The following is a 10,579-nucleotide window of genomic DNA, read 5'->3' on the forward strand; positions in this document are numbered from 1 at the left end:
TTGCCTCCTCAATTCGTAATCGGAATGGTATGGCTTAACTGACCGCGGATAGCTGTAAGACGTTCCCGCAGTTGCAACAATGCTGAGAGCTCCAATTCCACTGATTGCAGATTAGGAGCCTGCTGTTTACTCTGAATCATCTGCACGAGGGAATCATATTGTTCATTGTGGTACTCTTTGAAAGCAATCAGCATGTGATCGAACCAAACATCGATCGCCATGCTTGTTTCCTTATGATGTGTATCAACAATATCACCCACTGCAACTTCTAAATTTTGAAGTAATTCGTCCCGCAGTTGTTCCAGTTTCTTGTTTTTGGCAAATACATTATAAGCCATCCCTACCGCCCCTCCGATGATCGTCCCAATTCCTGGGAAAATAACCGTTCCGACCGTTGCGCCCACCGTGAAAGGAGCTACTTGCTTGATCACCTGCTGCACCTGGTTTTGCTCATGAGGTGAAATGGAAGCAACCCATGAAGGGATTGGGATCCCCGATTGCGCGACCACCTGAGTCAATGGTAACCGGAAGTGCTTCTGATACTCTTCACTAATATGAATTTGAAGTTTTTCTATAAAAATTTGAATTTCAGAAGCCTTCACTTCAGAAAATCTCCGGAGCTGCTGCTCCATATAAAGCGGGATTTCCCGCTCCAGCATCTTTTCCAAATTGGACTGACGGGAACGAATATCGTAACGTAAGTCGTTGATTGAGGAATCTTTAAATTTGGTGTAAGATATCGAAACCATTTCTTGAAGCGCACTACGCCCAATTTTTTCGATGCTTGTAAGCAGACGAGCGAATTTTACTGACATTTCCTGTATGAGCACATCGAGTTGATCTGCAAGCTTCCTCCACTGTTCCTCATTGGCTTGATGAATGGACTGCTGCCATTCCACGTGTTCCACGAGCAAGTCGGAGGCTAGCAAGAGCTTTTGCCCATTGCGTTCATCCCGCAGCACTCGGGAATCTTCACGAAGTTTACTTATATACTCATAGACTCGTTGCAATTGTGGAGTGAGACCCATCTCTCCCGCAGCAACCTGTTGAAGTACCGATTTTGCCGAGTACGGGTGAACGGAGAGATTTTTCCCAGTAACGTTTTTCACGCGTAACTCCGCGCCTTCGATGGCCTCCTGCAGTTCATCTTCATCGAGCCGATCGCTCTTGGACAAAATAAACAAGATTTGATCCAGTTTATTATAATAAACTTTCGCTTCCAGAAACTCCGCCTCCGACCGCGTCAGCGGGGCGACGGCATCTAATAAAAACAACGCCGCATCGCAATGCGGCAAAATATTTGCCGTAATCTCCGCACGGCTGGAGACGAGATCATTCACCCCAGGCGTATCTATGATCACGACGCCATCACGGAGAAGAGGATGATCCACATATATTTTCACGAATTTGATGCTTTCCGGCTCTATGTTATGGTTGGCCGACAGCGCCGCCAAATGTTCTTTGCAGAGCGTCAGTTGTTCCTGCCTGCCATCCGTGTACCAAATCTCAATCCGCTCGTTCTCGCTGTACTCCAATACATGTATAAAGGCGGTGGCGGGCAATACGTCCGTGAAAAGCAAATTGTTGCCGATCAATGAGTTGACGAACGTTGTTTTCCCCCGTTTGAATTCCCCAAGAACGGCGATATGAAAAGTATTGCGCAGCAATGAGCCCGATACAGCATCAATCAACAGAGATGCGGTTGGTTGTTTCACTTTTTGACTGATTTGTTGAAGTTCCTCGAGTATGTTAGGAATCATGATAATGCCCCTCTAATTAAATGTAGCTGTTCGATGATCTTTTGCAAATCGTTCGTATTTCGCTCCATGGAGTGAAGCTGCGCCTGCAGGTTTTCTGAATGATCAAGAATCCCGCATCTTTCGCTTTTCAGCGTCGACGAAATGCTCTCCAACCGTCCATGGACATGCTCTTTATAGTATGCATGCAGAGGGGCGATCTCATTTTTTGCCATTTGTAACGCGCTTTGTTTGCTTTCTTGAATGATCTGATCTATCTGCATGCGAATATTGCGTTTCATTTCGGCAAGTGCTTGCTCAAGCTGTTGTTGCTGCTGTGCCTCGTCCATCTTTCCCCCTAACAAAAAGGAACCGATGATTCCGGCAACGATGCCAATGGGCCCCAATAACGCAGCAGCTACATAAGTAAGAACGCCTCCTGCAGCGGCAGCTTTCCAGAACGTCGAATGTTCACCAGCAATTTGCTGTGTTCGGCGAGAGGCATCAAAACGCGGCAAGGCTGCATTTGCTTCATACCGTTCAACTGCCGATGCGTTATGAAGTGCCAAGGCCATCGTGTCCTCAGGAGAAAAGAACGCAGTAAATTCCTTACGCAGCTTGTCGGATAACGACTGCTTATGGTCGCTAATTACCGCCAATACCGCATCCAACGAGTGGCGAACGCCGGAAGAGAGCTCCGACTTCAGCGACTGGACGTCCGACTCATTGGTTGATAGCTCTGTTTGGCGAATTAATGAATCCCTCAAATCAGAGAATCGTTGTTCCACTAGAGTTTGAATACGCCGGGACAACTCCAGCGATTCTTGATCCATTGTAACGGACAACGATTGAAGCTGGACTTGCAACCGCAACTCTTCGGTCTCAAGACTTCTCAACTGCACTTCCAACTCCTCCTCTGAGGAGGACAACAATCGAATTCGCTCCGAGATGGTTTGGATCCCGTTGTATGCGATACCTATCGCGCGGTCGACATGCTCTTCCAGCCGATCCTTGCTCGCGGAATGAGAGAGAAACTTATGCAGTTCGCTTTCAAAACGATCAAACGCGCTTCGCCACGCGCTGGATTCTTGCTTATATTTTGCACGCAGTGCTTCTTTAGAAGATACGGTGTGAATAATCGGCTCCTGAATGGCGGGGACCTTCTCAACCAGCAGCTTCTTTACGTAAGATCGCAGCCGCTCGGCGTTATGTCCGTCCGGTTGATCATCCACCTCATCCATGCGATTCATGACAAAAAGCAGCCGATTAATGTCGTTTTGTAACACTTTCTCTGTTATGAAGCGACGTTCGCTCTCAGATAACGGCTGATGTGAATCCAGCAAAATGATGCAAGCGTCCGCATTGCGAAGGTAATTGTAGGTCACCTCTTCCCGGAGGTCATCCAGATCATTAACCCCCGGTGTGTCCACGATGACGCAGTTCCACGCTTGCATTGGCCCGGGGACGGAAATGCAAATTTGCTTAATTTTATTAGCATCTGCGTTTGCTACGGTTACGATGCCGTCTAGATATTTGTTCACTTGTTCATCCGGCAACGAATGCTCGACACGAGAACCATCGTGATATTCAATCGTAAGTTTTCGATCCTCTCCCGGCACAATAATATTAATCGTTGCCGTCGTCGGATTCACTTTTGACGGTAAAATCGGCGCACCCAGTAATGCGTTTATGAAAGTAGACTTGCCTCGGCTGAATTCGCCTACTACAAGTAAATTCATCGTTTCTCGATTCAGACGCTCTACCGAGGCTTTTAAACGATCTTCAAATCCTAGCGGCTGCAAAATTTCATTCAAATTCTGGAATATGTGTCGAATGTTCGATTTATGGTCATGAAAAAGCAAGATGTTTACCCCCAAGAATGGAACAAATTTTGCTAAAAATAAGGTGCAGAAGTATGGCCTAAAATTAATTCGACACCTAATAACAAAAACCTCCAAATAACGGGACATAATTATCAAAATTTGGATGGGGAGGGGGATTGTGCCACTCTTATTGGGCTTCTACAATCCCATCTTCCCTCTTTTACTTAACCCAATCTGCAATTTGCCAATGCCTCGCAATACTCAAATATCTCCTCCGCGCAAGGCATCTATCAAGTTAACAAGCTGCATGAGCTCAATAGTGTCCCATCCCTATTAATTGCCCAAATGACGATTCTCATTTGCTCCGCATCAAATCTTGGATTTGCATAAATTCGGACTATTGCCTCCAGCAGCCCTCGTTATAGTTATTAACCTCTTGGATGTAATCTTTGTGCCTGGCAAGCGGATCATATTCTTTGTCGTATTAAAATGGAGCGTCTGACGCTCGTGGCAAATACAGGACTAAAGCAAACAAGACATGGGTGGATACTGATTGTGCTCATGGTACACCTCGTGTTTCACAAGCAAATAAGATTCTATTTAGACATCAAACATCTCATTTTTTACAAAGAAAACACACATACATGAGGGATCTAGACCCAAATTTATGCGTGTTTTCGCATTTTTTTGTTAATTTGTTTTTTAAATATTGCCACTCAGGTTAGTATATAGGACCATTAACAAATACGGCTCTAAAATGAATATTTATGACCCCTTCTACATCTGTCTGCATTAGCCTTTTCTTTGTGTCAGAAAGCCATTTGTATACTTCTTTACCCCTCATTGTTTTATCAATCATATTAATCTTTAAACGTTGATCACCTGTTACTGGAAACTGCTCAAGCGTGATGGTAACAGAGTATGCATTCAAAGGATCAAAGTAACGTTTGAATGGCTTTGCTATCCAATCTAAATCTTTGTAATGTAGTGAAATCTTTATCTCAAATATTTCGTCTCTCATCTTTATCCTCCGAATTATTCGCCTGTTCATACCTGTGGTCTGTCTAACCCAATGTTTTCTTTAGCTAGTTCTTTCGAAGACGAGAAAATAAGCATTTCAACAAATCTAACTAAAGTAACTCTTTCTTTCTGAGCTTCCACTTTTAATAGAGGAATCAGATCGGATGTTCGAAGAAACTGATGTAGGGCTAAAATGTAAGCATGATAATGTCTGTAGCTTTTCGTTTTCCCGCCAAAAAGCACAGTATGTATCTTCGCGTCATAGATCGGAAACAAACCAGGGAAAGTAAAATGCAATAACTTTGTAGTGGTTGAGAGTGTGCTATTCCACGATTCATTCACATGTATTATTTTATCTGCAAGTATAACAAAATCCTTAATTAAAGCAGAATCTGATTTATTAGACGAAACAAACATTGTCTCTCCGTAATTTGCAGAATATATATCACCCATAAGGGATTCCAGCCCAATGCTTTCAAGCCGAACATCTCCGAAGTGCTTCTCTAATAAAGATAAGGCATTCATTGCTTCTTCATCTAGGCCTCCCGCGGGTATTGCGGCAACCCATGAAAACACCCAAGAGATCCATTCCGCCCAGCATTCCAACAATGGAGACGTTCTACTTTCCTCATACCTTCTTATGATAACTGGATACGTCGTCTGATACCAACGATTCTTATCTTTATATTCTCTTTTCCCATTAATAACAGTTCGGTTTTTCATATGATCATACAGCTTCTTCTCATCCGAAAAAATATCGTTCAACCTAGTAAGTGCTATTGTGATCATTATTTCCTCCGTAGGCTTATTTCAAAATGCTCATTCACGGTAAATTCCCGAATGTCGTTTCCTTCACCATCGTCCCACTCCATCCAATCACCTTCGGTTTCATTCCACACACTTAATCCTAAGGCATTGGGTGAACACAATGTTTCATGAATATATGTATCGATTAATATAACTGCAGTTAGGAGATTAGGAACAGGATAGCGATTAAACACACGTTCATCTCCAACCTTTTTAGTAAACCATACAATATATTTTTCTGGATAGGCTGTTACTTTATTACGATCATCTTTAAACTCTTCAATGGCATGCCATGAGTTATAGAAGGTTGTCCTCAAACCCTCCTTCTGGTGGACAACAACGCTCCGTTTATCGTTAAACTCTAATATTGGCACGCAAGCAAAACTTCCATCCTTAAAATTATAGCCTATCACGAGCTGCAAAACTTCCATCCCTCTTAGTCTTTCTTCTTCGTTATTGAAAGCCTCAATTTTGTAAACTTGATAAGGTAGAGTTGAATGGTTATATGCTCCGTCAAACTCTAAGTGCCTTACTCGTATACGAACTTTTTTCTCGCCTTTTAATGCTTGAATGCTATACTTTGGCAAACCACTAGAATCTCGTGAGACTAGGTAACCTTGTTCGGTTAGCATTTCAGATACTAATCGCTCACATTGTTTCTGATCATATTTCAACATCTATTTTCCACATCCCTATGATTCTTTATAACCATATTGTACCATGCGCTCGAAATTTGGTAAGCCAACATCAATAGTAATATTGCCTGCATCGTTTATGGATAAGTAGATTTTTTCGCTAGTATTTATTGGAATCAAGTAAATGAAAAGAATAGAACAAAAAAAGCAATCCCTCCAATTGTAATTGGAGAGATTGCTTTATGTTTATTAACTAAGCTTTTAAAAATTATTTGAAATGATCCAAGAACTAGGTGTGATATCTATCCACTTTTTTCTGTTATTTTGTTTACAAACCTTAAAATTAACGATAATATCCTCCTGCTCCTTCAGTCTATCAAAGGCTGTTTCAATTTGTCTCGTAATTCTTAAAATCATCGTTTTATTTCATCATCTGCAGATATTACCAGTTGCTCAATTAGTTGATCCATGTCGAATCTTCTGAATGATGAATCTTCAGATAATTGATCAAGCAAGTTAAGGTAAATTATTCTTGCACATGGATTAGGTAACTCATTGTAAATTACGCTTTTAAAAACCGTAATTGCCCTCAATAAGATTTCTATAGATCATGTCCCCAAAAGTAACTATTGCTTCGCGGTGCATCTAGAACAAACCCAGAAATCCATTGCGTCCACTAATTGGTAATGATGAAAGGGGGCTATACAGATATAACCCCGATGTGAGCCATTCTGGTTCGTCTAGTGCGATATAAAAAGAGCAAGGGTTCCCCCTGCCCTACTAGTTAATGTATAAAACACGATATTTTCGTTAGATAATTCCACTTATTCTTGTCTGATATTCTGCGCATCGTCATACATGGAACCATAAATTTGTACGGTTTTGTCTATACATATGCTCAAATTAGTTTTTGAATTTCCATTTAAAGAATGAATGTGAACTGTATATTCACCATCTGGAGCATTAACTTCGGTATAGAACTTGCGTTCATTAAAGACTTCTCCAGATATGGTAGTAGTACTTCTCATCGGTAGTTCCCATGTTGAATCATTCGCAGATCCCCCAGTCTTTACCATGTTAATAGAAGTTAAATAGTCGCCGCGACTATCATAGATGTCTGCTGCTACTGCATCAGGACCTGAATAGCCACCTCCATAAGCTGAGGCTCCTCCAGGTACTAGCGTCTCCCAATTCGTGCTGTATTGAATATTTGCTGTAATCTCAAAACCATTGCCAGCCCTGGTAATTTGATTAGGATCCAGCCCATGCCTTTCAGCGTATGGGATGATCTCCCAGCTGCCACGGCTTTCTCGATCTGAGCTTCTCGGATTATCAGGATACGTAGGTATTCCTTGCTTAGTATTTATAGAAATATTTGCATTCATAGACTCTTCATACGTTACGTCTTTTGTTGTGTATATTGGATCGTTATAATCAGTTTCTGTTGAGCAATTATAAACAATCTTCCCTGCTGAGTCCCGAGAAATATCGCAATTTTCCTTCGTTCCATACCCAGTGATCCATCTATAGGAAGTATCCCAACTTCCCGTTGTTTTGTTCGTGCAACTTCCACCAGCATTGGAATAAACTCTAACTAATTGGTCTTTACTGTTATTACTTCTATCGCTTTCCTTAATTGATCTATCTGGGTTGCATACAGCTACAATATTACTATTTGCTGGGTTTGCTGGAGCTGTCCAGTTAACAGTCACATTATTCTGACCTCCAGCCGGCAAATATACGTTCTTCTCGCCAATAATGTTCGTGTCTGCATAAAAGCGTACTAAGACTGTATGATCATCCAGGGAATTGTTTTGAACCGTTGCTGTAACGGAAATTGTTTTGTTAATTGGGACGCGGGCATCAACTTGTAGGTGTTTTAATACTAGATCAGTTTCTTTTACAGTGACATCCCATTCATTTCTATTGTTTTCGTAATCATATTCTTCGAGTGCTTTACCATCTAAGCTCTTCTGATCCGGATTAATGTTAGCCACAAACGTTGATTTTGTTTGCGGATAACTGCCTAATACTGTTATTTTTTTCTCTTCATTAGGTAGAAGTTCCACGTCTATGTAATCAGCAGCCTGATCTCCAAGTCGATATGCCAGCTTTGTACTGATTGGATGATTTTCATGATTTCCTGCTCTAAATGATATTTCCGTTTGTGTTCCTGGTTCTTGAGGCATTCCAGGAGAGATTGAAAATGAGTCTGGAACGATATATAGGTCATTAAATGGAAGGATCAATGGAGAATTATCTAGTCTTCCATACCCATCGTCAATACTTCCTGAAATATCAAACGCCATTCCAAGATTATCAGCTATTTGAATGATAGAATCCACTTTGATAGCATTTTCAGAAATGTACATACTGCCGTCTGCTCTTGTTTTGACGTATTCTTTTAAAGATATTGGTTCCATAGTTCTAGGTGTATTTAAACTTTTGATGATTAGCTTAGGATCAAACAAGTTGTTGTTACCGAAAGCCCTCACCATGGCGTATACCTTATCTTCATTATAATAAAGGTGCACATAAGGGGCTGGTGAGACATTGAATGTATCGATTCCCTGAATTGCAGCTGCATTTCCTGTAGAAATTACGTTCCAGTTTGGTGCGGTACTCTTCCAAACCCCACCAGAATATGCAAACAGTGCTGGTACACGAATGTAGGGAAACCCGTTCACTTCATAGTAGCCATAAAAATTAAATTTTTCGCTTCGAGCTTCAGCCATTCGCTCTAAAACAAATTTTGGACTCCCGTTGATACGTTTTACGAGTTCTGCAATATTTGGTTCATCTTCTTGTTCAATACGAATTAAATCGTAGGTTCTTTGTCCAAAAACTCTACCCGCAGCTTTATCTTCATCATTTTCTTGAATATTAAATCCATCAATGTCCATTGTGAAATCATTTTCCGAGATCGTTGAAATCCCAATATTGCTCAATTCATCTGAAAAACTAGCGAAGTTATTTACTACATGTCGTTTCCAGTGTGTAAGAATTGAAGCCCTACCTAGAGTAGTGAAGGATTGAAAATCATTACTAGAATCTGATAAGTCCCCACTTACCCATGCGGGATCACCATAAGGAATTTCTGATATTGGAGAAATAGACTGCGCAAAAGCGGCGGTGCCGCCTAAGGATGATATTACTAATCCCATGACGACAACCGCCGCTGTAATTTTATTGAATGTACGTTTAAAAAAGATCATTTATCTTTCCCCCGTTTCAAACATTTTTATCATACTTTCGAGGGGGATAGACTCAAAAATTTGTTTGTTATTTACCATTTTCATTACATTTACTAAACCTGTTTTAAAATTGATGTTGTATTGTTCAACAGGTAGATTATTGTTTGATATTCCTACGAGCAATTTAACATCATCGCCTTTCTTAATGGTATCACTTTCTCCCATTTCAAATGGCACTGTATCCGTGTTGTCGGGAGTTTGCTTGCTTTCATTTGTTAGAATTGTCCACTTGCCACGGGGCATTTGGGTTGAGTCAACAATACCTGCTCTTAAATCTTTCGAATACTTACCTAGATCAACAAAAGAAGGCAATTTGGGAATTGTAAAAGTGTAAGAATCGCCATTATCAATAATGAGTGGAAATAGCGCTGAACCAAGGGTTGTAACTTCACCTTTTATCCATGTTTCATCTTTATATAGATCGATGATTGGGCTATCTTCATTTGGTCTAGGCTTAATAGCGATGTTGCCTAGCTTATCCTTAATGTTTTTAATGAACTGTACTGATTCTGCACGAGTGAGATTTTCATTTGGAGAATACTTTTCATCAATAGTTCCAACATCGGTTTTACCTACTGCCAAACCATTAACCATAAGGTAACGATAGGAATCATTAATGATTTGGTAGTTGGTAAAGTTAAGACCAAGAGTAGATGTAACTAGAACTGCTACATCTCTTCTGTTTATTACTAAGTCAGGTGATTTGTACGTTTGATCAAGATATTTATTGGCTGTTTCTAAGTAGATGCCCTCTTTTCCTGCATCTTGAGGGCTAATGTTGTCGAAGTATGATCCCGTAAGAAAATTCACCTTACGAGCATAAAGGATATAGGGTATTTTCCAATCCTCGTATATGAGTTCCATATTTCTTGAATTTTTGTAAGTTACCTTTGTTCTAGTTGGATCTAGATCCGCAGGGTGATAAGAATTTAGCAGTAGAGTTAAAAACTCTGCTTTGGTAACTTGTTTATTTGGTCGGAACGTGTTGTCCTCATAACCATGAGCAATATCATTGGTAATAGCCCATTTAACGGTTGATTCAGCCCAATGACCACTAATATCGGAGAATTGTAGGTTGTTAGTAGCTGTTTGTGCTGTTGCACCCGATATAGGCGTGTATGAAGCTGTTAGAGCAAGTGTTAGACCTAGTACTGTTAGTCTTTTAAACATATGTATTCTCTCCTTCCAAATTATCCCGAGTTATACTTAATATCTATCTCTATTATAAACTATATAATATTTTTATTATATAATTATATAGTTTATAATAAATATCTTACCTCCTTTAGTAAATTGTCCTTCTA

7 protein-coding genes are annotated in these 10,579 nt (G+C 40.6%); all 7 read right to left on the reverse strand.

The window, feature by feature from the left end:
- Window positions 1-8: 8 nt before the first annotated feature.
- Window positions 9-1,760 carry a dynamin family protein gene (locus ACSQ8P_RS36540; protein WP_436239878.1) on the reverse strand — a complete coding sequence of 584 codons (1,752 nt, stop codon included), beginning with the start codon at window positions 1,758-1,760 and terminating at the stop codon, window positions 9-11.
- A complete protein-coding gene (locus ACSQ8P_RS36545; protein ID WP_436239879.1) occupies window positions 1,757-3,598 on the reverse strand; it encodes a dynamin family protein in 1,842 nt (613 codons plus the stop codon). The genes ACSQ8P_RS36540 and ACSQ8P_RS36545 overlap by 4 nt, the downstream gene beginning before the upstream one ends.
- Before the next feature lie 682 nt (window positions 3,599-4,280).
- Window positions 4,281-4,580 carry a hypothetical protein gene (locus tag ACSQ8P_RS36550; protein ID WP_436239880.1) on the reverse strand — a complete coding sequence of 100 codons (300 nt, stop codon included), beginning with the start codon at window positions 4,578-4,580 and terminating at the stop codon, window positions 4,281-4,283.
- Window positions 4,581-4,606: 26 nt separating this feature from the next.
- The gene (locus ACSQ8P_RS36555) at window positions 4,607-5,368 is read right to left on the reverse strand and encodes a hypothetical protein (protein ID WP_436239881.1); all 762 of its coding nucleotides are present in this window, start codon (window positions 5,366-5,368) and stop codon (window positions 4,607-4,609) included.
- Window positions 5,368-6,063, reverse strand: coding sequence for a hypothetical protein (locus tag ACSQ8P_RS36560; protein ID WP_436239882.1), 696 nt, complete (start codon window positions 6,061-6,063; stop codon window positions 5,368-5,370). The genes ACSQ8P_RS36555 and ACSQ8P_RS36560 overlap by 1 nt, the downstream gene beginning before the upstream one ends.
- 782 nt (window positions 6,064-6,845) lie before the next feature.
- A complete protein-coding gene (locus ACSQ8P_RS36565) occupies window positions 6,846-9,236 on the reverse strand; it encodes a CARDB domain-containing protein (protein WP_436239883.1) in 2,391 nt (796 codons plus the stop codon).
- Window positions 9,237-10,445, reverse strand: a complete 1,209-nt coding sequence (locus ACSQ8P_RS36570; protein ID WP_436239884.1) for an S-layer homology domain-containing protein — start codon at window positions 10,443-10,445, stop codon at window positions 9,237-9,239.
- Between the last annotated feature and the right edge of the window lie 134 nt (window positions 10,446-10,579).

This window comes from Paenibacillus sp. LjRoot153 (assembly GCF_964253085.1).
Taxonomy (GTDB): Bacteria; Bacillota; Bacilli; order Paenibacillales; family NBRC-103111; genus Paenibacillus_E.

What these genes read in the sequence shown, in the direction of transcription:
- ACSQ8P_RS36550 (WP_436239880.1), bottom strand. Translation starts at nt 4,580, where the DNA reads ATGAGAGACGAAATATTTGAGATAAAGATTTCACTACATTACAAAGAT.
- ACSQ8P_RS36555 (WP_436239881.1), bottom strand. Translation starts at nt 5,368, where the DNA reads ATGATCACAATAGCACTTACTAGGTTGAACGATATTTTTTCGGATGAG.
- ACSQ8P_RS36540 (WP_436239878.1), bottom strand. Translation starts at nt 1,760, where the DNA reads ATGATTCCTAACATACTCGAGGAACTTCAACAAATCAGTCAAAAAGTG.
- ACSQ8P_RS36560 (WP_436239882.1), bottom strand. Translation starts at nt 6,063, where the DNA reads ATGTTGAAATATGATCAGAAACAATGTGAGCGATTAGTATCTGAAATG.
- ACSQ8P_RS36565 (WP_436239883.1), bottom strand. Translation starts at nt 9,236, where the DNA reads ATGATCTTTTTTAAACGTACATTCAATAAAATTACAGCGGCGGTTGTC.
- ACSQ8P_RS36570 (WP_436239884.1), bottom strand. Translation starts at nt 10,445, where the DNA reads ATGTTTAAAAGACTAACAGTACTAGGTCTAACACTTGCTCTAACAGCT.